We start from the raw sequence: 26,166 nt of genomic DNA on the forward strand, positions 1-26,166 counted from the left end.
TTTCCTCCCCTAAAAAACGCTTATATTTATTCTAATGGCACTTAAAGAGCTCGGGCTTGGTGAAATTTTGGAGGATATAGAGAAGCGGTACCCTGAGGAACGGGATATCATACACCGAGCCTTTGAGTTCGTGTCCGAGAAGCACAGTGGTCAGCTGAGGAAATCCGGTGAGCCTTACGTAATACATCCCCTTGAGGTAGCCAAAACCCTCGCAGAGCTGAACATGGACTCAACGACGGTGATCGCAGGTCTCCTTCACGATACCCTTGAGGACACGGACACAACCTACGAAGAGATAGAGGAGCTGTTCGGGAAGGACGTCGCGGACATAGTTGAGGGTGTAACCAAGATAGGGAAGATAAAGTTCAAGAACCTCAGGGAAGCTCAGGCTGAGAACTTCAGGAAGCTCATACTCGCCACCGCTAAGGACATAAGGGTCGTCGTGGTTAAGCTCGCCGACAGGCTGCACAACATGAAAACCCTGAACCACCTGCGCAGGGACAAGAGGATACGCATAGCGGAGGAGACCCTTGAGGTTTACGCTCCGATAGCTCACAGGCTCGGGATATGGGAGATAAAGAGGAGTCTGGAAGACCTGTCCTTCAAGTATCTTTACCCCAAGGAGTACGAGAGGGTAAGGAAGTTCGTGAGTCAATCCCTGGAAGACCTTGAGGTTTATCTGAAGAAGTTCGTAATACCGAAGGTCCGTGAGGAGATAAAGAAGGCGGGTATAAAGGCTGAGGTCACATACAGACCCAAGCACCTCTACAGCATCTGGCAGAAGACGATAAGGAAAAATATAGGTCTTGAGGAGGTTCACGACCTCCTTGGGGTTAGGATAATCGTGGACACGATACAGGAGTGTTATGTAGTCCTCGGTCTAATACACAGCCTCTTCAAACCTGTTCCCGGAAAGTTCAAGGACTACATATCCCTGCCAAAGCCGAACCTTTACCAGTCCCTCCACACGACGGTTGTAGCCCCCAAGGGAAGAATGGTTGAGTTCCAGATAAGGACACGGGAGATGCACCTCAGGGCTGAGAGGGGTATAGCCGCCCACTGGGCTTACAAGGAGGGGAGAGAACGTGTTCAGGAGGAGGAGGTCTTCTCCTGGCTCAGGAGTCTCGTTGAGAACATACAGGGCAGTAAGAACCCTTCCGAAGTTCTTGACAACCTCAAGAGGGAGCTGTTCTCCGAAGAGGTTTTCGTGTTCACACCTAAGGGAGACCTCATAGTCCTGCCGGTGGGAGCTACACCCATAGACTTCGCGTACCACATACACACCGAGGTCGGAAACCACTGCGCCGGTGCCAAGGTGAACGGCAGGATAGTCCCCCTCAACTACAGGCTCCAGAGCGGAGACCAGGTGGAGATAATCACCAGCCCTGCAAAGAAGCCAAATCCCGACTGGCTTAAGTTTGTCGTAACCTCACGTGCCAAGAACAGGATAAAGCACTACATAAGGCAGGTGGAGAGGGAGAACCTCCTCAGCGAGGGCAAAAGGCTCTTTGAGAAAGCTCGTGAGTCCGTGAACATGTCTCAGGAGGAGTTCCTTGAGAAGCTGAGGAAGAAGGTTCGCTTCAAGGACGAGGAGGAGTTATACATAGCCTTAGGAAGCGGAAAGCTCTCCGTAAGCAAGGTGGTGAGCCTCCTGTCCCCAAAGAAGAAAGCCTCTACCGAAAAATCCAGGGGAAGGGGTAGGGGACGGGCAACCATGGACGGACTTGAGGGAGTGATGTACGAGATGGGGAGTTGCTGCAATCCAGTCCCCGGGGACGAAATATACGGCGTGGTGACGAGGGGAAAGGGCATAGTCCTGCATGAGAAGGGGTGTTCCAACCTAAGGTACGTAGCTGAGCACTTTCCGGAGAAGGTCTTCCGGGTAAAGCTGAAGCCGGAGGGTAAGTTCAAGACGAAGATAAGGATAAAAGCCCGTGACAGGATAGGCATACTCTCCGAGATAGCCAAGAACATAGCCGAGAGCGGTTCAAACATATGGGAGTCAACCACGAGAACTACGGGAGATGGAACAGCATTCATGGACTTCACGATAGACGTAACGAACAAGAAACACCTCAGAGACGTTATGAAGTCCATAAAGTCGGTGGAAGGGGTTGAAGCCTGCTCAAGGCTTTATTCGTGAAAAGTCGTAAACTATGTATCCCTTTTTACCGTAAGGTATCTCCATCAGAACATCTCCCTCGGGGGATATGACGGCGGAGGGTCCCGTGTTGTTTACCCAGAGAAGGTACTTCCTGTTCTCCACAGCCCTCACGCGCGCCTGCCTGAAGTGCTGGTAGGTTCCATCGGAGTCCTTGAACCAGCCATCGTTCGTGAACACAGCAACCACATCTGCGCATTCGGAAAAGCTTCTAACGAGGGAGTAGTAGGATACCTCAAAGCATATGGGAGTCCCAACCTTTAATTTAACAGCGTTCACGCACCTGGGCTCTGAACCCGGAACGTAGTCGGTACCCCCTATCGCGCCGAATATATCTTTGGTGAAGCCGAAGGGGAAGGGAACGTACTCGCCAAAGGGGAGGAGCCTGACCTTGTCGTAGAAGTCAACTACCCTCCCGCTGTGCAGTACGAAAACGGAGTTGTAAGGCTCCCAATCCTCACCCACCCTGATGTCTATGAGTCCCGTTACTATGACGAACCTCCTTGAGTAATTTAACAGCCTCCTGCCCTCCGTGTTTAACCTGTTGGCTGTGAAAGGGAAGGCTGATTCAGGAAGGAACACCACGTCGGGTCTTTCCCTTGAGACCTTCTCCAGGATCTCCCAGTAGTTGGGCAGGTATCTGTAGAAGGCTTCCTTGTCCAGCTTCACGTCCTCCTCCACGTTGGGCTGGATCACTGCCACCCTGACTCCCTGAGGCGGGTCGGGCGCTGGTCTGATGAAGGGCAGGGGAAGCAGGAGCAGCATAAGAAGGGCTACGATACTCCTCCTGTCCGATACAAGGTGGGGAAGGAGCGATATAGACCAGACAACTACGGAGCCCAGGTACACCCCTCCTGCACTCAGGTAGTTCTTCAGGAGAGGCGCGTCAACGAGCAGCTCCCCCGTTATGAGCCAGGGAAATCCTCCGTAGGGAACGTGGGATCGCGCGACCTCAACGGCTGTCCAGAGGAAGGGCAGTGTCAGAGGGTAGAACCTCAACAACCTCCAGAGGTGGAAGACCACGAGGAATTGAAGTGACACGAGGAACACGACCAGCAACGCTATCAGTGAGTAGGCAACTACGGGCAAGACCCCTCCGTACTCAAGCATGGCTATCCTTATCCAGAAGAGGGAGGGCAGGAATGAGAATACACCGGCAAGAAACCACGCCGAAGGCGTCCTTAAGTAAGAAAGAATTAAGAGAGACGGGAAGAGCAGAAACCAGAGGCTTAGTTTGGAGAAGGCTAAGTAAAATAGTGATCCAGAAAGGAGAGGAAGCCCTACCTTCTTAAGTCCTTTATGAGACATATTGCGAAGAAAACACCTCCCAGGAGAGCGCTGAGGTACTGGCTTATGAGCCTCCAAAGTATAACAAATATACCCAGTTCAAAGGGTTCAAGGAAGGTCGCAAACACCGCAAGCCCCCCGAGCTCACCCACACCGCTACCGCCGGGCGTCGGGCTCATGAATATGGCGTAGAGCAGACTTATCTGTGAGAGGAATAGTTCAAGGAAGTCCTCCTCCTTACCGAAGGACTTGGCAAGGGCAGGGGCTATCATAAGGAAGGAGACGTAAAGGGCTACGCTTGAGAGAACAGAACCCAGGAAGTAGGCTTTCCGCTTGTAACCGAATATCTTCATGTAGTTGGCGTACTTCTTAAGGCTCTCCTTCAGCCTTCCCACCGAAGGTCTGTCGCTGTTCTTCTGGAGAAAGAACTTTATTACGAAATAGGCAACTCCAAAGAGAACCACGGCAGCTACGAATATCTCAAGCACGGGTAGAGCCTGCTCTGGGTTCTTGTAAAGGTGCCACAGGAAGAAGGGCAGACCCAATACGAAGAAGGAGAGCCCCGATATGGTCTTCATCGTGACTATGCTCATGACCTTGTGGACGCTCGCCCCCTTCCTGAGGAGCATGTAAACCGCAACGAGCTCACCGCCAACGTGGGCTGGGGTCACGGTAGCGCCGAAGGTGTTAACGAAGGACATAACGTAGCCGTAAAAGATTGAATACCTGAGGTTTACAGCCCTTGAGAGTATGTACAGCCTGAGATTGTCAAAGGTGTGGTAGAGAAATATAAGCAGGAATGAGAGGAGAAGGTATCTCTTTTTTAAGTTAAAGAGGACGCTCAGGGTCTCCTTTGTAACCGTCTTGAACACTATATAGGAGAAGCTCGCCAGTAGTATTAACACGAGGAGCAGGGTGCCGTACATAAAGGTCTTTTTCATCAGAGCTCCTTGATCGCATCGCCTATCCTGCTCAAAGCCTCCTCTATGTGTTCATCTTCGTGGGCTGTGCTCACAAACCAGGCTTCAAACTGGGCAGGGGGTATGAGGACTCCCTTCTCAAGAAGTTTCCTGAAGAACTTGCCAAAGAGCTCTGTGTCCGAGGACTTGGCGCTTTCAAAGTCGTAAACTTCCCTATCCGTAAAGAACACGGTGAACATAGAACCTACCCTGTTTATCCTGTGGGCTATGCCTTTATCCTTCAACATATCGGATACGGCTTTTGAGACCCTCTCAGCCCTATCACTGAGCTGATCATAGGGTTCCTTGTCTCTGAGCTCCTTCAGGGTTTCTACACCCGCAACCATAGCCACCGGATTACCCGACAGGGTTCCCGCCTGATAAACCTTCCCTTCGGGGGCAACGTTGGACATGAGCTCTCTGCTTCCCCCGTAAGCTCCTACGGGCATACCCCCTCCGAGGATCTTGCCCAGACAGGTTATATCTGGCTCCACCTCAAAGAGCTTCTGGGCTCCTCCCGTTGAGAGGCGAAAGCCCGTTATAACCTCATCAAATATCAGGAGCGAGCCGTACTCCCTGGTTATCTCCCTGAGGAACTTCAGGAAACCCTCCTTTGGGGGAACTACACCCATGTTCCCCGCAACCGGTTCAACTATCACGCAGGCTATATCTTCCCCGTGCTCAGAGAATGCCTTTCTCACAGCTTCCTCGTCGTTGAAGGGAACCACGAGGGTTAGACCCGCTATCTCTTCAGGTATTCCCGGTGTTCCCGGTATTCCGAAGGTTGCCACCCCCGAACCAGCGCTCACGAGCAGGCTGTCGTAGTGACCGTGATAGCACCCGTCAAACTTAAGGACGAGCTTTCTACCGGTCACGCCCCTGGCAAGCCTCACGGCGGACATGGTGGCTTCCGTACCCGAGTTCACGAACCTAACCTTCTCAATGGAGGGAACCATTTCAACTACGAGCTGGGCAAGTTTTACCTCATGGGGGTTGGTAAGACCGAAGGAGAGTCCCCTTTCCACTTCGTCCTTAACAGCCTTCACCACCTTAGGGTGGGCGTGCCCTAGTATCAGAGGACCCCAGGAGGCGAGGAAGTCTATGTACTCCCTGCCGTCGGCGTCCCACACACGGCACCCTCTTCCCTTGACGAGAACTATGGGCTCTCCGCCCACCGCCTTAAACGCCCTGACAGGGCTGTTAACTCCGCCGGGTAACACCTCTAAAGCCTGTTGTATAAGTTTGTGATTGTTCATGGTTTAAACAATTATAGCCCCTTTGAAAGGGTTTTAGTAAACTCTTTGGTGTTTAAAGGCTGGAGGAAGAAAAGATGCTCCTTATACTTCTGCTCGCCCTGTTAGGGTTATCCTACTCCGGAGAGTACGCTCTTGTTCCTCCCCAGGAGGGGAGCTACACGGTGGAGAGGTTCTTTGATGAGATGGGCTTGCCTGACATAAGGGAGAAAACCGAGTGCTCCCCCAACTCTGAGGTCTGCTACAAGTCCATAGTCAACGGTGAGGGGAGGGTTCTTGCAGGACCGTACAACACCAAGTACAACGACGTGAACATAGAGGGAAGGTCAAGGTTCAGGGGTGGAGCTCTCGCCTTGGTCAGGAGGCACCACAGAAAGGGTGAAAACTCATACACGGAGTACTTCCTGGTGGACGACAGAGGTCACAGGGTAAGGTATGGGAACTTCTTTTCGGGCAGTCTTCTCACAAAACCCCTACCGACCGGAAACGTCCTCGTGGTGAGGAGAGACTCTATAACCGAGTACTCGCCTTCGGGAAAAGTCCTACACCTTTCAACCCCCCTGAAGGTTGAGTACGCCCACGCGGGGAACAACCCTGAGGGGCTCGTATCTCTGGTTGCCATAGGCGGAAACGACCTCCTATTCATGGAGTATAGCGGAGAAGAGAGCAGGTTCCTGATAGACCCCCAGACGCTGACCAAGAGGGGAGACAGGCTGGGCGTTCTATCCATATACCCCGAGCGGAGAGGACTATCCTACTCTGCCGTGTACAGGTACGTCAACGAGTACAACAAGGGCATAGTTCTATATGAGCTTGATTTCAAGAGAGGCTTTCTTAAAAAGGGGTTTCTCTTCAACTCCGAGCTGAGGAACATAGGCTTTAACCCGTCCGTATTCTCCACCGGAGACAGGGTAGTCGTGTCGGCAAGAAACTCCAGTGATGAGAGCTACGTTCACTTCGTAATCCCCAAGGACAGGATACCGACCATGGTGGGGGTCAAGCCAGAGCACATACGGGGCTTTGAACACGAGAAGAACCTGGAATTCCTCCTATCGGCTAAGGTTTCCGCCCTGACCTGGAACGCCCTGTCACAGGTTAAAAAAGGGGGGACAACGTACGCAGAGGTCAAGTACGACATGAGCAACTCCATCTTTTACGGGAGCTCCGTGGAAGGAAGGGTGGGTGACACCCAGCTCGCGATCACATACATGCAGAACAGGGCTGAGGAGAAGAGAGGTCTGAGCGCGGAGACCTCAAGGTTCGTCTCGGCGGTGGTTGACTTCCACGGACTTTTGGGAAGGCACACCCTAAGGGTAGGCTACGACAGGGGAAGGATAAACGGGATAGCAAAGTTCAAGGACTCCCAGAGGGGGACTACCGAGAACGCCGTCTTTGAGACAGACCTTAAGACATACTACGCCTATGTGATGATGGAGAGGGGTCTGTACGGAGGCGTGGAGCTCATGAACTACAAGATTCCATCAGCGGTCGGATACAGCGATAGCAACGGCTCTGTGGTCGCCTACGGCTTTGACAGGGAGTTTACCCTCAGTTCCCTTATCCTCGTCGCAGGATACGATAAGGTCAGCTATGCAAAGAGGTATGAGACGAACTTCAGTAAGTTTTACTTTGCCGGCAACGGAGGGCTGGGCTTGGGGACGGCTGAGGTCTCCTCCGAGATAGAGGACAGAGCCAAACAGGCTGCCGGAGCCTCAGACACGGAGATACCCCTATACGTAGTTCTCAAGGCTTACGGCGAGCTCGGGTACATACACCAGAGAAGGGCAAAGCTCCTTAAAGGTCTGGGCTTTTCTATCAACTTAGGATACAGGTTCACCTTTATGCTCGTGACCGCTGGCAACAATGGAGAAGACAAAGACCCCGACAAGGTGTACCTGGAGTTCAGCCGCTACGAGCTCCTCCACGGACCCTTCTTGCAGGCTAACCTCATATTCTGATAACAGCCCGCAAAGTGCCGACATTATAATTGATAGGCGGGTCATGTTGGGGAGAGTTATCTTACTGCTTGCGTTCGCTTCGGTGATCACAGCCTGCACGCCTACCGTTAAGGAAGTAGCCATATACAAAGGTAAACGGGACGTCGTCATAGTTAAGAAGGGAAAGTTTCTGTTCAACGAAGAGGATAAACGCTTCATGGAGCTGGAAGCACGCAGGCTCGGTATTAAGGTGCCCGACAGGAAAGAGGTGAGGCGCCACCTCCTTGAGTTCCTCAGGAACAAGAGGAGCATGGAAGTAGCCCTCAAGAGGGCAAACCTGTACGTTCCTTACATAAAACCTATACTCAGGGAGTACGGACTCCCGGAGGAGCTCGCCCTCCTACCGCTAATAGAGAGCGGTTACAACCCCTTCGCTGTATCACGTTCGGGTGCGGGCGGTATATGGCAGCTCATGCCCTTTACCGCAAAGCGGTACGGACTGAAGGTAAACGGGAGAGTGGACGAGCGGTTTGACCTGTTCAAGTCCACCCACGCCGCCGCCGGCTACCTTAAAGACCTGTACAAGCTCTTCGGCAACTGGGAGCTCGTGCTCGCCGCTTACAACTGCGGTGAGGGTTGTGTCAAGAGAAGGACAGGGGGAGTGGACTTCTGGAAGTCTAAATGGGCTCTCCCTGAGCAGACGAGGAAGTACGTCCCCATGTTCTTTGCCGCCCTTCTCATCGCCAAAGACCCCCACAGATACGGGCTAAAGGTTGAGGTGGCAGATATGAACATAGAGAAGAGGTTGCTCGGAAAGTCCGTAAGGGTGAAGGACTTCGTGAGAGGGCTGAACATAAAGGAGAGCACCTTCAGAGACCTAAACCCCCACATCAAGGGAGGGTACATACCCTCGGGAGTTCACGTTTACGTGCCGGAGGGCAGTCCCGTAAAGGTCGTAGCCTCCGCCCAGAAGGTCAAGGCGAAGCCTGTAAAGAAGGTACGTCCGGTGAAGAACAAGCTTACCAAGGTCGTAAAGAAAAGGGCTGTCAAGAAGGTTGCTCCCAAGCCCAAACTTGAGAAGAGAAGCACGAAACTGGTCGCCTCGGCTGAGAAGACCTCTCCCAAGGTGAAGAAGGAAGTTTCCAAGGTAAAGAAACCCCAAAAGAAGAAGCCCATAGTTGCAAAGAAGATGCCCATAAAGAAGGAGCCCGTGAAGAAAACGCCCGTTAAGAAGAGCGTAAAGGTAGCGGTAGCCAAGAGGAATAGTGCCAGCATAGTCAAAGAGGTGGAGAAGCGCAAAGCCACAAGGATAGTCATAAAGGGTCTCGGTGACAGCCTTGAGAGGAAGACCAAGGTGATCACCCTTGATAACGGTGCAGTCCTTTATATTAAAGAGTGATGGACTGTTTTATCCTCGCAGGGGGACAGAGCCGCAGGTTCGGAGGCGACAAGCTACTCCACAGGCTCGGCGGCAAGAGCACCATAGAGTATGTCCTGGAGACAGCTGAGCAGGTATGCGACAGGGTACATCTCGTCGTCAAGGAGAGCGGTAAGTTCAAACACCTCGGAGTGCCAACAATTGAGGACGCCCTCCCGTTCCAATCACCTGCGGTGGGGGTCTACACCGCCCTTTTAAACTCCGGTTCCGGTGAAGTGCTCGTGTTAGCGGGCGACATGCCCCTCTTGAACCCACAGGTGCTCAGGCTTCTGATGGAAAGATACGCACCTCCCGTGACCCTCTTCTCTATAAGGGGTAAGCTCTACCCACTCACCGCCGTCTACTCCAGAGAGCTTCTCGGAGACCTCAAGGACTTCCTGTCCTCCGGAGGCAGGAGCCTCGTAGGCTTCCTTAAAAAGTTGCCTTACACCACCCTAACAGAAACGGACGTTACACCCATAGACCCGGAGTTGAAGTCCTTCCTGAACATGAATACGAGGGAAGACCTAACCAACCTGATGGAGATGCTGGCATGAACCTGAAGAGAATTCTGAGGATAAAGGAGATAGAGGAGAAGGAGAGGGCACGCAGACTGAGGGAGATAGAGGAGGAGATAAAGAGCCTCCTGGAGGAGAAGAGAAGATACAAGGAGGAGCTTGAGCTGTGCCAGAGGAGGATAACGGACTCTCAGGACGCCATGAGGCTGATATTCCAGCAGAGAGCCTTCGTCAAGAAGATAGAAGAGATAGACAGGAAGATAAAGGAGCTGGAAGTTATCAAAGACAGCGAAACCGAGAGTCTTAAGGAGCTCAAAAGAGAGGAGAAGGCTGTAAAGATACTGAAGGACAAGATCGCATACGAGGAGTACGCTGAAAGCATCAAGAAAGAGTTCCTGCAGCTCGGCTTCATACACCTTATAAAGAAGGGGCTGAAGCTGCTCCTCATCCTCTCGCTGGCGGTACACGCCCAGAGCGCAGTCCAGGAGAAGCTCAAGGAAATGGAAAAGGACAATCAGGAGAAACGGCTAAGAGAGGTTGAGAAAGTCATTGAGGAGAAATTAAGGAAGCTCATAGAGGAAAGGAAGAGGCTGGAAGCTCTCAGAAAGAAGCCCCTGACGGAGGAGGAGGAGAAGGAGGTAAAGAAGCTCGTGAAGATAGTAAGCAAGACTCCCTCGGACGAGGCTGGAGCCATACTGAACGAGGTAAAGCCACGCATAGCCGCCGAGATACTGATAAGGCTTAAGGAGAGGCAGGCAGGTCAGATACTCGCAGCCATGGATCCCAAGAAAGCCGCAGTGGTAACGGAGATAATAATGAGCTGGAGGAAGAGGAGTGCACAGAAGAGATAAACTCTCACCCTTCATAGTCATGGACATACTCGCAAAGGCTAAGGAGATGGAGGATGTGGTACACCTTGAGATCGGAGAGCCAGACCTTGACCCCTCACCTCGCGTCCTTGAAGCCCTTGAGAGAGCTGTAAAGGAGAGAAAGTACTTCTACACCCCTTCCCTCGGACTGTGGGAGCTCAGGGAGAAGATAGCTGATTTTTACAGGAAGAAGTACGGAGTTGACGTATCACCGGAGAGGGTTGCTGTCACGACCGGAACCTCCGGAGCGTTTTTAGTAGCTTACGCCGTCACCATGGATGCGGGCGACCGCATAGCTCTTGGAGACCCCTCCTACCCCTGTTACAAGAACTTCGCCCACCTTCTTGACGTAGAACCTGAGTTCGTTCCCATATCACGAGAGACGGATTACGAGATAAAGGCGGACATGCTCAGAGGAAGGAAGGTAAAAGCTGTGCACATATCCTCACCCGCCAATCCCACAGGGAACCTCTACTCCCCAAACACCCTAAAGGAGCTTGCAGACTACTGCGACAGGGAGGGTATTTACCTCATCTCGGACGAGATATACCACGGACTCGTTTACGAGGGAAAGGAACACACAGCCCTTGAGTTCAGCGACAGGGCGATAGTCATAAACGGCTTCTCCAAGTTCTTCTGTATGCCGGGCTTCCGCATAGGCTGGGCTATACTACCTCCTGAGCTCATCAGGAGTGCAGAGATAGTCATACAGAACGTCTTCATATCCGCGCCCACCCTGAGCCAGTATGCAGCCCTTGAAGCCTTTGACTGGGAATATCTAAAGAAGGTGAGGGACATCTTCTCTGAGAGGAGAAAGACCCTCTACGAGGGTGTTAGGGAACTATTTGAGGTGGATGCGAGACCTCAAGGAGCCTTTTACGTATGGGCTAACGTGAGCAAGTACACCGACGACTCCTACAGCTTCGCCCTCAAGCTACTTGAAGAGGCAGGGGTTGCCGTCACGCCGGGTGTGGACTTTGGCAGGAACAGGACGAAGGAGTACATAAGGCTCTCCTACACGAGGAGCGTGGAAGAACTTGAAGAGGCTGTGAGGAGGATATCCAACTTTCTAAGCTCCCTTTAGCTCGGGAGGGACGAACTCAAACCCGCTGAGCACACCCACGGGCAACCTCCTCAGGGCTTTCAACATAAGCTTCCTGTATTCATCTTCACTACCGGACTCTCTCATCTTCCTTTCAAGAACGGGGGTAAAAACCCGAAGGGTCTCTTCAAGCCTCCGGTGAAATCTCATTCCCTCCTCCCTGAGAAGGGCTGAACCGAATAGGGCTGCAAGGAAGACCAGGCGCCTCCTTTCCTTCCTGAGGGTAAGCTCGTCTTCAACGGGCAGAAAAGGGAAGCTCTCCATCACCTTAAGGGCAAAGAGACCCTTCCCAAAGCCCCTGAACCTCCCTCCGCCTGGGTCTGAGTATGTCTTAGTCCTTGAAACACCGCAGGAGGGAGACTTAGCCTTCAGCAGGAAGCCGTCCACTACCTTCAGCTCCTTCAGGAAACCCTCCGCAAAGGCGTTCATTCTTGAGGTGAGCTCAAGACCTGTAGCCGGCTGACTCATCTTCAGCCCACCCTTTTCCTCGTACAGCACGACCTTATCACGGGGAACCCCAAGACCGATCTCAACCTCCGGACACACCTTCACAACCCTAACGTAGCCGAGGAGCCTTTCCGCAAAGGGGTCGGAAACGGGTTTGTCGTCGTAGCGGACTCTATCCCCAGCCAGACAGGCGCTGTAAACCACCACAGGCTCAGGGTAACGCATGCTCCCTCTCTGCGGAGAGCACTAACTCTGCGAGAGCCCTAATAAAGGTCGGGTTCGTCCTCAGGGTCGGAATTCTGACGTAGCTCTCTATACCGAGCTCCTTCGCCAGCTCCCCGTACTGAACGTCAAGCTCGTAAAGGGTCTCGGAGTGCTCGCACACGAAGGAAACGGGAACTACGCACAACTTCTTTACACCTTTCTTAGCGAGCTCCTCTATGAGCTTATCGGTCATGGGTTCAAGCCACTTCACGGGACCCACCTTGCTCTGGTATCCGAGGGCGTGCTCAACGCCGGGAAAGTGTTCCATTATCAGCCTGACCGTTTCCTCCGTCTGGTCCCTGTAAGGGTCTCCCTCCTCAATAACGTACATGGGTAGGCTGTGGGCAGAGAATAGGAAGAAGTACTCCCTCCATTCGGGCAGGTGCTCCCTTACGTTCTCAACCATAGCCCTTATGTAAAGGGGATGGTCGTGGTAGCTTAAGACCTCAGAGACGGGCACCTGGGGATATGCCGAGCCCCTGTAAACCCTGTAGAATTCCTTAAAGGAAGAACCCGTCGTGGTCGTGCTGAACTGGGGATACATGGGAAGGAGAACTATTCGCTCTATATCTTCTTCAAAGAGACTCTCAAGGGCTTCCTTCGTAAAGGGGTGCCAGTATCTCATAGCCACAACAACCCTGTATGAGTCCCCCAGCAACCTCTGGAGCTTCCTCGCCTGCTCCTCGGTCTGTTCCCTCTGGGGAGACTTGCCCCCCATAATCTCGTAGTAATGCCTCGTTTTCTTAGCCCTGACCTTTGATATGAGCCATGCAACGGGTTTCTGTATGGGTCTCGGAATCCTTATTATGTCGTGGTCTGAGAAGAGGTTGTACAGAAAGGGCTGTATAGCCTCAATGCTGTCGGGTCCTCCCATGTTGAGCAGGATTACACCGGTCTTCCCCATAGCATTCAACCCCGTCCGGGCTCAGGCTATAACCTCCTCCTTCCTGCCCGCCTTAAGGTCTTTCAGGAGTTGGTAGTCCTTCTTTATATCCCTGCCCGCACGGGTCAGGTATCCGCCTACCATCATGGCGTTGGTCATGAGAACCGCCATTCCGTGGAAGTCTCTTAGGTTCTGTTCCCTTCCACCGCAGAGTCTAAGCTCAGCTCTCGGGTTGGTGAACCTGAACATGGCTATGACCTTGAGCGCTTCCATGGGAGTCACGCCGGGGGCGTTTTCTAAAGGAGTTCCTTCTATGGGCATGAGGAAGTTAAGAGGTATGGAGTCCACCTCTAACTCCCTGTAAGTCAGCGCGAGATCAACCCTGTCCTCATCACTCTCTCCCATTCCGAAGATACCGCCGCAGCAGGTAGATAGACCCGCTTCTTTTATGCGTTTTATGGTCTCGTATCTGTCTTCCCACCTGTGGGTGGTGACTATGTTGGGAAAGAAGTTCCTGCTCGCCTCAAGGTTGTGGTTTACCCTCTTCACGCCCGCCTCCTTGAGCTTTCTCAGACTCTCCTCGTCCATAGTCCCGGCGGAAACGCACACGTTTATGGGTATCTTCTCCACCTCTTTGACCTCTCTAACCGCTTCCGCTATCCTGTCCACCTCTTCGGGGGTCGCCTGCTTGCCCGCCAGAACCACGCAGTACCGGTTGGCACCGAACTCCACACCACGCTCAGCACCTTCCACTATCTCTTCCTTTGGGACGAGGTTGTAGACGTTTATAGGGGTCTTGTAGAACTTGGACTGGGCACAGAACTTGCAATCCTCCGAACAGGCACCGCTCTTGGCGTTTATTATGGAGCAGAACTCAAGCTCGTTCTCGGGGAAGAACTTCTTCTTTATCTTCTGGGCAAAGTGGGTGAGAAAGGGAACGTAGTCGTCAGGCACACTCAGTATATTCAGAGCCTCCTCTTTGGTGAGGGGTTCGTAGTTTATAGCCTTCTCGTAGAGATCTATTATTAAACTCTCATACCTGTCCATCTTTGCACCTCCGTGAACAAAAGATAATATAGGAAAGCCCGGTAAAGTGTCAGGGAAATTCAGTGGGGGTTTTTCTCTATGAACTCCTCCCAGCTGTCGGTAAACCTGTGGTAGAGCCAGAAGGAGACCGCCTCCTTTTCCCCCTCTGAGAGAGTCCTGCCTATCGGTGGCATGACACCAAAGAGCTTGTAAGCCATGGGAAGACACACACCCTTCTCACGTGAAGGGTTAGTTATGTAATCTTTCACAAACTCTATAAACTTTTCCTCCTCGGGGTAGAACTTTTTAACCCTCGCGGAGACTTCGGACATAGGTGGTGCTTTAAGGGGTGGCTTTCCTCCGGACTTGACCACATCCCTTATGCCCTTGAGTTTCTCCGGGCTGACGCTTTCAAGGTGGCAGGTTGAGCAGGACTTTCTGAAGACCTCTTCGCCCTTTTCAAGCAGCTCCTTGCTACCGGCAAAAGCCACACTCGTGAGGAGAAGTATGTAAGTGAGCGTTTTCATACTTTTAGTTTAACATCACGGGCGAAGCCCGTCAAGTTCAAAGAAAAATAGGGTTATTCCTTTAGACACCACTCAAGGACAGCCATCCTGATAAAGAGTCCGTTCCTGACCTGCTCCTGGATCAGGGACTTATCCGAGTATAGTAGTGAGCCGTCTATGTCTATCTCCCTGTTTACGGGACCCGGGTGCATGAACGTTCCCCTGAGCCTCTTGTACCTCTCCCGGGTGAGCCCGAACTGCTCAAAGTAGCTCCTCTCCGAGGGTACGAAGTTCTGTCTCTGGCGTTCTTTCTGTAGTCTCAGCCACACGACCGCATCAGCCCAATCAATACCTTCGTCAACGCTGTCAAAGACCTCAGCAACCTCAAACACATTTATATCCCTTGGTATAAGCGTCCTCGGACCGCACACGGAAACCTCGGCTCCGAACATCTTAAGGAGCGGCGCACCGGAACGGAATACCCTGCTGTGGAGTATGTCCCCCACGTACAGGACTTTGAGTCCTTCAAGGGAACCGAAGGCTTCCTTCAGGGTAAGCAGGTCTATAAGCCCCTGGGTGGGGTGCTGGTGGGTGGAGTCTCCAGCGTTCACGAGGGACAAGTTCAGAGAGTCCGTAAGATTATCGTAGGGGAAGAGCACGAAGGGCACCCTGAAGACCACCGCGCCGAAACCGAGCGCTTCAAAGGTCTTAAGAGTATCGGTAAAGCTCTCACCCTTTGAGAGAGAGCTACTCTCGCCGAGCACCGTGTAGGTATCCAGACCGAGCTCCCTGCAGGCTCTTTCAAAGGATATACGGGTTCTAGTTGATGGTTCAAGGAAAAGAAGGGCAACGTTACCCTTAAGGGAAGTCCTCTCTCCCCCCTTGAAGCGTGAAGCTCTCTCAATTATCCCCTCAACATCTTCCCGACTCAGCTCCCTGACAGATATAAGGCTCTTCATGACCTCAGAAAACTATTTTATAGGGCTAAGACACAAAGGGGAGGTTATAAAACCCTCAGTTTCTTAAGGGCATTTCAAGGAGGTACGAGGCATGGTGATAAGGTCGTATAAGGATGTCGCAATCCCTCAACTTCTTAAGGGCATTTCAAGTATCGTGGGCACATTTACGGCATTCCGTTTGAGGCTTGGGTCGCAATCCCTCAGCTTCTTAAGGGCATTTCAAGGATTTCATCTGCCCTCGTTAAAAAGTTAAAGGTCTCAATAGTCGCAATCCCTCAGTTTTTTAAGGGCATTTCAAGAGGTTAGGGTAGCACCTGTACAAGGGGCCTATCCGCGCTGTCGCAATCCCTCAGTTTTTTAAGGGCATTTCAAGAAGATTTTTGCTAAGAAGGGGTTATGATGATGATATGTCGCAATCCCTCAGTTTTTTAAGGGCATTTCAAGGGGTAAATCTCAACTTATTGAGAGACAAAGCACCCAGAGTGAGAATTGTTCGCAATTAAACATGGTGTCACAAAAATTCAGAATTATCAAAGAGTTCCTTCTGGGCTTTGTCGCTCTAAGCTTTGAGCCCTTTTTAAGCCTTATTCGGTTGTCAAGGAGCCGGCGGGCACTTGCGTCCCGCTATTAACTGCCAATAAGTTAAGCACACAGCCCGAAATTTTCAATATGATTTCCGTCATACAAGGTTATTCTCGCAGAGACATCAAAGACTTACGTAATTTCATGAACGTCTTTTGGTTGCACGCTTCAAACTATTGAGAGAGAAGGGGGTAAAAAAAGGCTCTTAAACTTTCACCTCTTAACTACGGTCTCCTCGTCGGGTTCGGGCTCAACTTCCCAGTATAGGACGGGGAGCTTTCCCGTTCTCATGTATTCGTCCCTGCTCTCACGGGATATGAGCTCCACTATCTCTGGGAGGACGCTGACCACATCGCTTTCGGGAGACAGCTTTATCCTGAGCACAAAGTCGGTAAAGGAAGCTTCCGAGGGCTCTTCGCTGAACTCAACCTCTTCAACGAAAGGCATAGCCTTTATGCTGTCCAGAAGCTTGAATACCCAAGGAGCCCAGACAAGGCGGCTTGCAACCATCTCTCAACCTCCAACTGATAAAAACCTTATGCCCGAAAGGTTACCTTTAGGTTAACGGACTGAGCCTCTGGGTGTGTAAAGGGTTAAAATAAGCTCTTGTGAAGGAAGCTGTGAAGCTGATAGTTGAAGCGGGACGCTTTTTAGACTCCAAGGGCTGGGTTCCCGCAACCAGCGGAAACATATCCGTCAGGATTGATAACGAGAAGGTAGCCATAACCTCCTCGGGCAGGCATAAGGGCAGGTTAAAGCCGGAGGACATACTCCTCGTTGACCTTGAAGGGAGACCGCTGGAAGACAAGAAACCCTCCGCAGAGACACTCCTTCACACCCTCATATACAGGCTCTACCCGGAGGTAAAGGCGGTAGTCCACACCCACTCTCCAAACGCTACGCTCATCTCAAGGCTCGCAAAGGGAAGGGTTGAGCTGGAGGATTACGAGCTCCTGAAGGCGTTCCCGGAGATAGAGACCCACGAGACCAAGATCAGCGTTCCCGTCTTTGAGAATGACCAAGACATGAAGAGGTTATCTTCCAAAGTGGAGGTTTATCTGAAGAAGCACCCGGACACCTACGGGTTCTTGATAGCCTCCCACGGGCTCTACACCTGGGGCAGGGATATGGACAGCGCCCTTATGCATGTGGAGGCTTACGAGTTCCTCTTTGAGTGTGAGCTGAAGCTGATGTCTATAAGGTGATCACTTCTGTTTTATCTTGAAGGTGCACTTCTCGTGCCCTTGGGCGGCGCAGGAGACCTCTTCCACGTCGTACTTCTTATCAAGGAGGTCGGTCAGAAACCCTTTAAAAAACCCAGCCATGGGCTTGCAGACGGGCTTTTGGCTCTTGCCGATAGCCTCCACGAGGATCGATCCCTCCACCCTTATCTCCATAGTCTCTATGTCGTACTCAAGGAGGTCTATGAGCCTTGAGGACTCAGCTATTATGGTCAAAAGCTCTAGAGCCTCGTCCAATCTGTCCGTATAAACTCCGTAGCGCTCCTTGAGAGTCCTCGCTCCCTTCTTGCCTCCGTACTCCGCCGCCTTCTTGATTATCCTGTCAATACCCAGCTTGGAGAGTTTATATACGTCCCTGTATCCGTCTATGAGAGCGTCCCTGTGGATCAGGACGGACTCCCGCTCTATCGCTTCAGCGAGCGCCCTTATGTTGTCCTTTAAATATCCCATCCCAGCTTCCTCAGCTGAGCCTTGCCCTCTTCGGATATCTTCTCCTTAGTCCAGGGTGGCTCAAATACAAATTCTACAACAACGTCCTTGAGCTGAGGGAACTTTTCCAGAACCTTCTGTCTTATGTGCTCCGCAAAGAACTGCTTGGCTGGACAGCCCTGCACTGTCAGGGTCATGTCTATGTATGCAACTTCGTCCTTGACCCTCACGCCGTATATAAGACCCAAGTTCACTATGTCTATGGGTATCTCCGGGTCTTTTACCTCTTTGAGCGCCTCAAGTATCTCCCTTTCCATAGCTAAAAGGATACCTTCTGAAGCCTAAAAAGAAAGGAGTTTCATCATAAAGGGAGTATATTATATATACTTTTCAATTTCCTGCGAGAGGTGTGAGAATGCAGTTACAAGAATACGACTCCTGCGGAGTGGGTTTCGTCTGCAACATAGACGGAAAGGCGGACAACCAGATAGTCCTATGGGGGGTGGAGGCGGTAAAAAACCTGACCCACAGAGGGGCGATAGGAGGAGATGGAAAGACCGGCGACGGCGCCGGTGTTCTTACACAGATACCCAAGAAGTTCTTTAAGAAGGTGATAGATGATCTGGGCTACGAGATATCAAGCCTTGATAACCTTGCGGTGGGAGTCTTCTTCCTCTACGACAACTTGGAGGACAAGATAGTCTCGGAGTTTATCAAAGAAGGCATAAAGGTTCTCGGCTGGAGGGAGGTTCCCACGGACACCGATGCGGTGGGTGAGTCCGCCCTAAAGGTCATGCCCACCATAAAACAGCTTCTCCTTGACATGGAGGGAATCCCCCAAGAGCAGAGGGAGGTAAAGCTCTACCTCATCCGCAAGAGGATAGAGAACAAGTTCGGAGACGAAAAGGTCTATATCCCCTCCCTTTCCACGAGGGAGATCGTCTATAAGGGAATGCTCGTGGCACCCCAGCTGGACAGGTTCTACCCCGACCTGAAAGACCCCGACTACGAGAGCGCTTACTGCCTCTTCCACCAGAGGTATTCCACCAACACGCTGCCCAACTGGAGGCTCGCCCAACCCCTCAGACTATCCGCCCACAACGGAGAGATAAACACCATACAGGGCAACCGAAACTGGATGGTAGCCCTCCAGCACGAGCTTGAACACGAAGTCTTGGGAGACAAGAAAGACCTAATAAAGCCTCTGGTCTCTTACGAGGAGAGTGACTCCGCTTCTTTAGACAAGGTCTTTGAGCTTCTCTGTCTCGTCGGTTTCTCTCCCGAGCACGCCATAAACATGCTCATACCTCCCGCTTGGGAGCACGTTCCGGAGCTTTCGGACGAGGTCAAGGCGTTCTTTGAGTACCAGTCCCTACTGATGAAACCCTGGGACGGACCAGCTGCCATAGCCTTCGTTTACGGGAACAAGATAGGCGCCCACCTTGACAGGAACGGGCTCAGACCCGCCAGATACGTCCTTACCGAGGACGGCGTCATGGTTCTGGGCTCGGAGGTGGGAATGATAGACCTATCCGACAGGAAGGTAAAGGAGAAGGGAAGGCTGGGTCCCGGAGACACGATTGTGGTGGACATGGAAAAGGGAGAGGTCAAGAAGACCCACGAGGTCTTGGAAGGGCTTGCCCACAGAAAGCCTTACAAGGAGTGGATAGACAAGCACCTCCTCAGACTCTCCAAGCTCACCGAGAACATGTGCCTCTGCGAACCCCTTGAAGACCCTGAAAGGGTCAGAAAGCAGGTAGCCTTCGGCTGGACAGAGGAGGAGATAAAGAACGTCCTCCAATACATGGCTCAGACGGGCAAAGAACCCACCTTCTCCATGGGAGACGACACCCCCCTCCCGCCCCTCTCGGAGAAGCCCAAGCTTCTCTTCAGATACTTCAAGCAGAGGTTCGCTCAGGTCACCAACCCGCCCATAGACCCCATAAGGGAAAGGATCGTGATGTCCCTCAAGATGAACCTCGGGCACAAAAGGAACTTCCTTGCGGAGACCCCCGACCACGCCAAGAGACTTCAGATAGACTCGCCCATACTCCTTGATTACCAGCTCAGGGCTATAGAGTGTCAGGAGGAGTTCAAGGTCGTCCGCCTGCCCATCTGCTATCCCAAAGAGAGGAGCTACAACATCGTTGAACTCCAAGACATGGCTGGCGAGAGGCGTATATCCGAGATAATCATGGACGCCCTCTACGAGGAGATACCCATAAACGACCTCATGATGGGCATAGAGACCCTCCAGAGGAGGGTGGAGGAGGCTGTCCGTGAAGGTGCGGAGATAATAATCCTCTCCGACCGCTACATAAACAAGCACAGGGTCGCCATACCGAGCCTCTTGGCTGTGTCCGCCTGTGTAAAACACCTTGCGAAGCAAGGTCTCTCAACTAAGGTATCCTTCATAGTAGAGACGGGCGAAGCCCGTGATACACACCAGATAGCCTGTCTGATAGGCTACGGAGCCAGCGCGGTTTATCCCTACCTCGCCTACGAGACCATAAAGGAACTCTGCGAGAAGGGTAAATTAGAAGTTCCCTACGAGGAGGCGGTCTTCAACTACAGGAAGGCTTTAGAGGACGGGCTTCTCAAGATCATGTCCAAGATGGGCATATCCACCCTAAACTCCTACCACGGCGCCCAGATATTTGATACGGTCTGTCTCAACAGGGAGGTGGTTGATAAGTTCTTCACGGGAACGCCCGTAACCCTTGAAGCGGACGGGATAGAGGAGATAGAGCTCGCCACCCTCACCAGACACAACGTCGCCTACGACACGGAAGAACCCAAGCTGGATTACGGCGGAGACATGAAGTTCAGAAAGGGAGGAGAGTTCCACGCATGGTCTCCCCACGTGGTCAGGGCACTTCACAAGTTCCTTGATACCAAAGACTACGAGGATTATAAGAAGTTCTCCGAGCTCGCCAACTCCCAGCACCCTACCTTCATAAGACACCTCCTCTCCTACAGAAAGTCCGACAACCCCATACCCATAGAGGAAGTGGAACCCGAAGAGGAGATACTCAAGAGGTTCGTCACGGGAGGTATGTCCCTGGGAGCCCTCTCACCCGAGGCGCACGAGGTGATAGCGGAGGCGTGTAACAGGCTGGGTATGAAGTCCAACTCCGGAGAGGGCGGAGAAGACCCCAATAGATACTGGACGATAAAGAACTCTGCCATAAAGCAGGTTGCCAGCGGAAGGTTCGGTGTGACGCCCACCTACTTGGCTACCGCCAAGGACATAGAGATAAAGATAGCTCAGGGTGCCAAGCCCGGAGAGGGCGGTCAGCTACCCGGACACAAGGTAAACGAATACATAGCCAAGCTCAGACACTCCCAGCCGGGAGTTACCCTCATATCTCCCCCTCCCCACCACGACATCTACTCCATAGAAGACCTTGCCCAGCTCATTCACGACCTGAAGCAGGCTAACCCGGAGGCGAGGGTATGCGTCAAGCTGGTTGCGGAGCACGGAGTCGGAACGATAGCGGCGGGAGTCGCCAAGGCGTATGCGGACATAGTCCAGATAAGCGGTGCGGAAGGCGGAACGGGAGCCTCACCCTACTCCTCCATAAAGAATGCGGGCAACTACTGGGAGATAGGTCTCATGGAGACCCAGAGACTCCTCATGGAGAACGACCTCAGGGACAAGATAAGGGTAAGGGTTGACGGAGGTATGAGGACGGGTAAGGACGTGATAATTGGCGCTCTCCTCGGTGCGGAGGAGTTCGGCTTCGGAACTGCCGCCATGATAGCGGAAGGCTGCGTGATGGCGAGGGCTTGTCACCTGAATACCTGTCCCACCGGCGTGGCTACCCAAGACCCTAAGTACAGGGCTAAGTTCAAGGGAAAGGTTGAGAACGTTATGGCTTACTTTAAGGCTGTCGCCAGAGAGGTTAGGGAAATACTCGCCCAGATGGGTGTCAGGAGCCTTGACGAGGTGATAGGCAGAACCGACCTCATAGAGGTGGTCAGATACGACGAGTTTCCTGGTTCCAAGAGGATAAAGGTGGAGGCTCTCCTGGAGGGATACCCGGAGGATAGACCGAGAAGGTGCCTCGTGGATCGCAACGACAACCCTGCTCCCAACTTCAACGACGAGATACTGAGGGAAGTCCTGCCCTACATAGAGAAAGGTCAGCCCTTTGAGAAGGAGTACGAGATAAGGAACATACACAGGACTATACCCACCAAGCTCAACTACCACATAGCCCTAAAGTACAAGGACGAGGGACTTCCCGAGGACACCATAAGGCTCACCTTCAGAGGAACCGCTGGACAGAGCTTCGGAGCCTTCAACCATAGAGGACTTACCATCAAACTCATAGGAGACGCCAACGACTACGTGGGTAAGGGAATGTGGGGCGGTAAGGTGATACTCGTCCCTGAAGGTGTGAAGAACACCCACGAGAACGTGATAATGGGTAACACCTGTCTATACGGAGCCATAGGTGGAGAGCTGTACGCTGCGGGAAGGGCTGGAGAGAGGTTCGGAGTCAGGAACAGCGGTGCCACCGCTGTGGTTGAGGGAACGGGACACCACCTCTGCGAATACATGACCGGCGGTGTGATCGTTTCGCTCGGAGAGGTGGGCTACAACGTGGGCGGCGGTATGACAGGAGGACACGCTTACATACTTGACGAGGACGGAACCCTTGAACACAAGCTCAACTACGCCTACGTCTATGCCAGAAGGCTCGTAGGTGAAGATGAGATAGAGGAGCTAAAGAGCTTGATAGAGAAGCACTACCAATACACCAACAGCCCGAGGGCTAAGGAGATACTCGCCAACTTTGAGGAGTATCTGGGCAAGTTCTGGAAGGTGATACCCTTGGAGCAGTGCAAGAGAGACCCTTACGGCGAGTCGGACGAGTGTGAGGTGGAGATACTCAGCAGGTAGGGATCACCAGTCATCGTCCCAAGAGCTTGAGAAGTCGTCCCAGGTGTCCCAGTCGTTTGTAGTGTGCCAATCGTCGGTGGTGTCGTCCCAGTAACTCCAGTCTTCGGTAGTGTCGTGGCTGTCGGAGTCGTCCCACAGGTGGTCGTGGTGGTCATCACATATGTCATGATATATGTTCCCTTCCAAAAAGCAGTATTTAGGGTCTGTAACGAAGTCGTTTCCCGAGTCGGTGTCGTCTTTGTAAAGGCTGTCATCATCATCGTCAGGGTCAAACCAGAACCACCTTTTAAGCCAGTCAAACATCACCACATCTCCCTTTTAATTTATATAACCTCCGCTTCGCTCGGTTTCTGACATAATCCAATTTATGCTTAGAAAGGTCTCCTTCGGGATCTTTGACACGGGAGAGACCATCCTCTCCGCCCTCGTCTTCTCAACCTTCTTCCCGCTCTACATAACCCAGCACATAGACACCAAACTTTACAGCCTACTTTACGGGCTTTCCTTCCTCGTGTCCTTCGGGTTCGCCCTCTATCTGGGTAAGCTGGCGGACGCCCGTGCCCTTAGAAAGCTGTTCTTCGGAGTGTTCGGTATTCTGACGGGTCTGGCGTGTTCTCTGATAGGTGTGTTTTACGGAGTTCCGATTCTCGCCCTCTCTGTTTTCCTCCTTATGGCTATCCTCCACCAGCAGGCGCTGGTCTTTTACAACTCTCTTCTTCTGACCTTTGAAACGAGGGGCTTTACCTCAGGTCTGGGTGTTGCGCTGGGCTACGTGGGGTCAGCGTTCGCCCTCGTTTTCCTTGCGGAGAACTTAAAAGCACCGCAGGTCTATTATGTAACTTCTATTCTATTTATGATCTTTCTTCTCCCATCTCTCTTAACTATAAAGAACCCCTCCCAGACGCAGCAGGTTAGCCTAAAGGAGGTCTTCAGGGATAAGAGGTTCGTGGTCTTGATACTCTCCATACTGAGCGTGACGGAGGTTGCCAACACCTTGGTCGCCATGATGGGGGTGTATCTGAGAGAGGTCTTCTCTATGGAGAGCGTCCAGATATATAGGGTGATAGGGATATCCGCTCTGGGGGGCGTTTTCGGGGGCGTTTTTTGGGGGAGGCTGAGCGACCTTTTGGGTGTGAGGAGGGTCTTTTGGGCTGGTTTCTTGCTCTGGATAGGTTTTCTGGTGACTTTGCCCTTTGCGACGAAGGAGGTCGTTCTGATCTGGGGCTTTCTTGCGGGTCTGTCTCTTTCACACATCTGGACTACATCACGGGTTCTCATACTCAGTGAGTTTCCCGAGGGAGAGGCGAGCGTTAGGCTCTCTTTCCTCTCTCTGACCGAGAGGGTTGCCTCAACCACGGGGCTGGTCGTATGGAGCTTACTGCTCTACATTACGGGAGATGACTACAGGCTCTCCGCAGGTATGATGGCGGTCTTTCCTCTGGTAGGGCTGGGTTTGTTCTGGTATCTGCGCAGGAACCGGCTGATATAATGAATTACCATGCTCGTAGCTGTCCCTCTGACAGAGAAAAACTTCTCAGAGAGGGTAAGGGAGGCTAAGGAGAAGGGTGCAGACCTCGTTGAGCTCAGGGTAGACCAGTTTGAGAAAACGGATACGGAATACGTGGAGGAGCGTGTAAAGGAGGTTAAGGAGACAGGGCTCGGCGTTATACTCACCGTCAGAAGCCCCGAGGAGGGTGGCAGGAAGGTCGGGAACCGCAGGGAGATATTTGAGAAGGTAGCCCCCCTCTGCGATTACGCGGACATAGAGCTATCCTCAAGGGAGATGATAATCCCGGTCAGGAACGCCGTTACGAGGGGCGGTGGAAAACTTATCGTTTCTTTCCACAACTTTGATCTTACCCCGCCCAACTGGATACTCAGGGAGGTCTTGAGGGAGGGGCACAGGTACGGCGGGATACCCAAGGTTGCGGTCAGGGCTAACTCTTACGAGGACGTTGCGAGACTCCTCTGTGTGGGCAATCAGGAGAAGTATGAAAAGATACTAATATCCATGGGAGACATAGGCAGGGTGTCAAGGGTTGCGGGTTACGTATTCGGTTCCGTCATAACCTACGCCGCTCTGGGCGAGAGCTTAGCCCCCGGTCAGCTGCCTCTGGAGGAGGTGGTAAAGCTGAGGGAACTCCTTTACAAGTGAGTGGTAGAAGAGGTTCGCCGAGAAGTGTAGCAGTATCGGCGCTATGATTGAGCCACTCCTGAGGTAAGCGTATCCGAATATGAGAGAGGGAAAAAATACGAGCAAAGAGTTGAATGTAGGAAAGTGTATGAGGTGAGCCAGAGAGAAGAGGAAGGATACGGGCAGGTTACCCATTGAACCCATGAGAAAGCCCCTGAAGAAGACCTCCTCAGCAGTCGCTATACCAAGCTGGTTCAACACCCACGCAGGGCAGGAGAGGTCAGGGGGGAAAAGGAGCAGGAGGGGTAAGAAGGCGGAGCCGTAAAGGAGACCTCTACGGTAATTCTTAAAGCCAAGCTCTCTGTCCGACAGAAAGAACATGGGCGTGAGCATATAAAGGAAGGGCAGCAGCTCTATTTTTGGAAAGAGCTTCGCTACAGCCAGGGCTACCAAAAGCCCCGCATAGGCTAAAAGTCCTCTGTGCATCTCTCTAAGTTCCACATGTGGTTGAGGGGTCCGTTCCCCTTCCCGAGATCAAGGCTTTTTTCTATGGCACCCTGTATGTAGTCCTTAGCCTTCTTTATGGCTTCGTAAAACTCGTATCCCCTCGCAATGAAGGCGGTTATCGCCGCGGAAAAGGTGCATCCCGTCCCGTGGGTGTTCTTGGTCTTCACCCTATCTCCCACGAAGTAGTGAAACTCGTCTCCTCCGGTGTAGAGAACGTCTATAGCTTTGCTTCCCCTCATGTGTCCACCCTTTATAAGAACAGCCCTCGGTCCCATATCCAGCAGTTTTTTGGCACAGAGCTCTATGTCCCTGAGCTTCTCTACCTTTTCCCCACACAGGAGTTCAGCCTCAGGAATGTTGGGCGTCACAAGGAGGGCGAGAGGGAAGAGCTCCCTGATAAGAGCCTGGACGCTGTCCTCCTTCAGAAGAGGGTAACCGCCCTTGGACTTCAGGACGGTGTCCACGACGAGCCGGTCTATACCAAAGTCCTTTACAGCCTTAGCCACGCTGATGACTATCTCTGAGCTTGAGAGCATACCGGTCTTAGCGGAGTCAACCCCTATATCTTCAGCCACAACCCTTATCTGGTCGTAAACGAGCTCACCGGGTAAGTCTTTAGTGTAAAGGACACCTTCGGTGTTCTGAACGGTTAGGGATGTTATGGCGCTCATTCCGTAAACTCCAAGGGCTGTGAAGGTCTTAAGGTCAGCCTGCACACCAGCACCACCGCTCGGATCGGAGCCGGCGATCGTAAGAGCCCTCGGGACGCTCATCAT

General features: G+C 52.4%; 24 protein-coding genes and 1 CRISPR repeat array. Of the genes, 10 read left to right on the forward strand and 14 right to left on the reverse strand.

Annotation, left to right across the window (positions count from 1 at the left end; translation table 11 throughout):
* The first annotated feature begins 34 nt into the window (after nucleotides 1-34).
* Entirely contained in the window at nucleotides 35-2,143 is a 2,109-nt protein-coding gene (locus HG1285_RS10375) for a bifunctional (p)ppGpp synthetase/guanosine-3',5'-bis(diphosphate) 3'-pyrophosphohydrolase (RefSeq protein WP_008287245.1), read from the forward strand.
* Here the strand turns inward: HG1285_RS10375 and lnt are convergent.
* From lnt to hemL, 3 genes are read right to left on the reverse strand one after another with little or no spacing between them, the layout of a single operon-like run.
* A complete protein-coding gene (lnt, locus tag HG1285_RS10370; RefSeq protein WP_008287246.1) occupies nucleotides 2,126-3,469 on the reverse strand; it encodes an apolipoprotein N-acyltransferase in 1,344 nt (447 codons plus the stop codon). The genes HG1285_RS10375 and lnt overlap by 18 nt on opposite strands.
* Complete coding sequence (locus tag HG1285_RS10365; RefSeq protein WP_008287247.1) at nucleotides 3,442-4,389, reverse strand: flippase-like domain-containing protein; 948 nt, start codon at nucleotides 4,387-4,389, stop codon at nucleotides 3,442-3,444. The genes lnt and HG1285_RS10365 overlap by 28 nt, the downstream gene beginning before the upstream one ends.
* Nucleotides 4,389-5,663 (reverse strand): glutamate-1-semialdehyde 2,1-aminomutase, encoded by a 1,275-nt coding sequence (hemL, locus tag HG1285_RS10360; protein WP_008287248.1) that lies wholly within the window; start codon nucleotides 5,661-5,663, stop codon nucleotides 4,389-4,391. Before hemL ends, HG1285_RS10365 begins: the two co-directional genes overlap by 1 nt.
* Before the next feature lie 74 nt (nucleotides 5,664-5,737).
* Between hemL and HG1285_RS10355 the strand changes: the two genes are divergently transcribed.
* The 5 genes from HG1285_RS10355 to HG1285_RS10345 are packed head-to-tail and all read left to right on the forward strand — an operon-like array spanning nucleotide 5,738 to nucleotide 11,485.
* Nucleotides 5,738-7,618 carry a hypothetical protein gene (locus HG1285_RS10355; RefSeq protein WP_008287249.1) on the forward strand — a complete coding sequence of 627 codons (1,881 nt, stop codon included), beginning with the start codon at nucleotides 5,738-5,740 and terminating at the stop codon, nucleotides 7,616-7,618.
* A gap of 43 nt (nucleotides 7,619-7,661) precedes the next feature.
* A complete protein-coding gene (locus HG1285_RS18740; protein WP_008287250.1) occupies nucleotides 7,662-8,996 on the forward strand; it encodes a lytic transglycosylase domain-containing protein in 1,335 nt (444 codons plus the stop codon).
* A complete protein-coding gene (gene mobA, locus HG1285_RS18120) occupies nucleotides 8,996-9,571 on the forward strand; it encodes a molybdenum cofactor guanylyltransferase MobA (RefSeq protein WP_008287251.1) in 576 nt (191 codons plus the stop codon). Before HG1285_RS18740 ends, mobA begins: the two co-directional genes overlap by 1 nt.
* Nucleotides 9,568-10,383 (forward strand): hypothetical protein, encoded by an 816-nt coding sequence (locus HG1285_RS18745; protein WP_008287252.1) that lies wholly within the window; start codon nucleotides 9,568-9,570, stop codon nucleotides 10,381-10,383. The genes mobA and HG1285_RS18745 overlap by 4 nt, the downstream gene beginning before the upstream one ends.
* Entirely contained in the window at nucleotides 10,367-11,485 is a 1,119-nt protein-coding gene (locus HG1285_RS10345; protein WP_008287253.1) for a pyridoxal phosphate-dependent aminotransferase, read from the forward strand. The genes HG1285_RS18745 and HG1285_RS10345 overlap by 17 nt, the downstream gene beginning before the upstream one ends.
* Here the strand turns inward: HG1285_RS10345 and HG1285_RS17350 are convergent.
* The 6 genes from HG1285_RS17350 to HG1285_RS10320 form a co-directional block, all read right to left on the reverse strand.
* Nucleotides 11,471-12,175, reverse strand: a complete 705-nt coding sequence (locus HG1285_RS17350; protein WP_008287254.1) for a DUF523 domain-containing protein — start codon at nucleotides 12,173-12,175, stop codon at nucleotides 11,471-11,473. The genes HG1285_RS10345 and HG1285_RS17350 overlap by 15 nt on opposite strands.
* The gene (hemH, locus tag HG1285_RS10340; RefSeq protein ID WP_008287255.1) at nucleotides 12,162-13,118 is read right to left on the reverse strand and encodes a ferrochelatase; all 957 of its coding nucleotides are present in this window, start codon (nucleotides 13,116-13,118) and stop codon (nucleotides 12,162-12,164) included. The genes HG1285_RS17350 and hemH overlap by 14 nt, the downstream gene beginning before the upstream one ends.
* 21 nt (nucleotides 13,119-13,139) lie before the next feature.
* On the reverse strand, nucleotides 13,140-14,144 hold the full coding sequence (bioB, locus tag HG1285_RS10335) for a biotin synthase BioB (RefSeq protein ID WP_008287256.1): 1,005 nt from the start codon (nucleotides 14,142-14,144) through the stop codon (nucleotides 13,140-13,142).
* A gap of 59 nt (nucleotides 14,145-14,203) precedes the next feature.
* Nucleotides 14,204-14,650, reverse strand: a complete 447-nt coding sequence (locus HG1285_RS10330) for a c-type cytochrome (protein WP_008287257.1) — start codon at nucleotides 14,648-14,650, stop codon at nucleotides 14,204-14,206.
* Nucleotides 14,651-14,703: 53 nt separating this feature from the next.
* Nucleotides 14,704-15,588 (reverse strand): aspartate carbamoyltransferase catalytic subunit, encoded by an 885-nt coding sequence (locus HG1285_RS10325; RefSeq protein WP_008287258.1) that lies wholly within the window; start codon nucleotides 15,586-15,588, stop codon nucleotides 14,704-14,706.
* Nucleotides 15,589-15,632: 44 nt separating this feature from the next.
* A CRISPR array of direct repeats spans nucleotides 15,633-16,032; the repeat unit is 35 nt; unit sequence GTCGCAATCCCTCAGTTTTTTAAGGGCATTTCAAG.
* A gap of 351 nt (nucleotides 16,033-16,383) precedes the next feature.
* On the reverse strand, nucleotides 16,384-16,680 hold the full coding sequence (locus HG1285_RS10320) for a hypothetical protein (protein WP_008287259.1): 297 nt from the start codon (nucleotides 16,678-16,680) through the stop codon (nucleotides 16,384-16,386).
* Between the two features lie 110 nt (nucleotides 16,681-16,790).
* Between HG1285_RS10320 and HG1285_RS10315 the strand changes: the two genes are divergently transcribed.
* Nucleotides 16,791-17,375, forward strand: coding sequence for a methylthioribulose 1-phosphate dehydratase (locus HG1285_RS10315; protein WP_232219472.1), 585 nt, complete (start codon nucleotides 16,791-16,793; stop codon nucleotides 17,373-17,375).
* Here HG1285_RS10315 and HG1285_RS10310 read toward each other — a convergent pair whose 3' ends face one another.
* Both HG1285_RS10310 and HG1285_RS10305 read right to left on the reverse strand, forming a co-directional pair.
* Nucleotides 17,376-17,861 (reverse strand): V4R domain-containing protein, encoded by a 486-nt coding sequence (locus HG1285_RS10310; protein WP_008287261.1) that lies wholly within the window; start codon nucleotides 17,859-17,861, stop codon nucleotides 17,376-17,378.
* Nucleotides 17,849-18,157, reverse strand: coding sequence for a metal-sulfur cluster assembly factor (locus HG1285_RS10305; RefSeq protein ID WP_008287262.1), 309 nt, complete (start codon nucleotides 18,155-18,157; stop codon nucleotides 17,849-17,851). The genes HG1285_RS10310 and HG1285_RS10305 overlap by 13 nt, the downstream gene beginning before the upstream one ends.
* Nucleotides 18,158-18,255: 98 nt before the next feature.
* Between HG1285_RS10305 and gltB the strand changes: the two genes are divergently transcribed.
* Complete coding sequence (gene gltB / locus HG1285_RS10300; RefSeq protein ID WP_008287263.1) at nucleotides 18,256-22,749, forward strand: glutamate synthase large subunit; 4,494 nt, start codon at nucleotides 18,256-18,258, stop codon at nucleotides 22,747-22,749.
* 3 nt (nucleotides 22,750-22,752) lie between these two features.
* Here gltB and HG1285_RS10295 read toward each other — a convergent pair whose 3' ends face one another.
* Complete coding sequence (locus tag HG1285_RS10295) at nucleotides 22,753-23,052, reverse strand: hypothetical protein (RefSeq protein ID WP_032496608.1); 300 nt, start codon at nucleotides 23,050-23,052, stop codon at nucleotides 22,753-22,755.
* Between the two features lie 64 nt (nucleotides 23,053-23,116).
* Here HG1285_RS10295 and HG1285_RS10290 point away from each other — a divergent pair, with 64 nt between their 5' ends.
* Together HG1285_RS10290 and aroD are read left to right on the forward strand one after the other, a co-directional pair.
* Entirely contained in the window at nucleotides 23,117-24,238 is a 1,122-nt protein-coding gene (locus tag HG1285_RS10290) for an MFS transporter (protein ID WP_008287265.1), read from the forward strand.
* 9 nt (nucleotides 24,239-24,247) lie between these two features.
* Nucleotides 24,248-24,904, forward strand: coding sequence for a type I 3-dehydroquinate dehydratase (gene aroD / locus HG1285_RS10285; protein ID WP_008287266.1), 657 nt, complete (start codon nucleotides 24,248-24,250; stop codon nucleotides 24,902-24,904).
* On the opposite strand, the gene HG1285_RS18750 is transcribed toward aroD, so the two are convergent.
* Both HG1285_RS18750 and thiD read right to left on the reverse strand, forming a co-directional pair.
* Complete coding sequence (locus HG1285_RS18750) at nucleotides 24,842-25,369, reverse strand: JDVT-CTERM system glutamic-type intramembrane protease (RefSeq protein WP_008287267.1); 528 nt, start codon at nucleotides 25,367-25,369, stop codon at nucleotides 24,842-24,844. The genes aroD and HG1285_RS18750 overlap by 63 nt on opposite strands.
* Nucleotides 25,351-26,166: a bifunctional hydroxymethylpyrimidine kinase/phosphomethylpyrimidine kinase gene (thiD, locus tag HG1285_RS10280; protein ID WP_157560553.1), complete on the reverse strand. Its 816-nt coding sequence runs from the start codon at nucleotides 26,164-26,166 to the stop codon at nucleotides 25,351-25,353. Before thiD ends, HG1285_RS18750 begins: the two co-directional genes overlap by 19 nt.

It is taken from the genome of Hydrogenivirga sp. 128-5-R1-1, assembly GCF_000171895.1.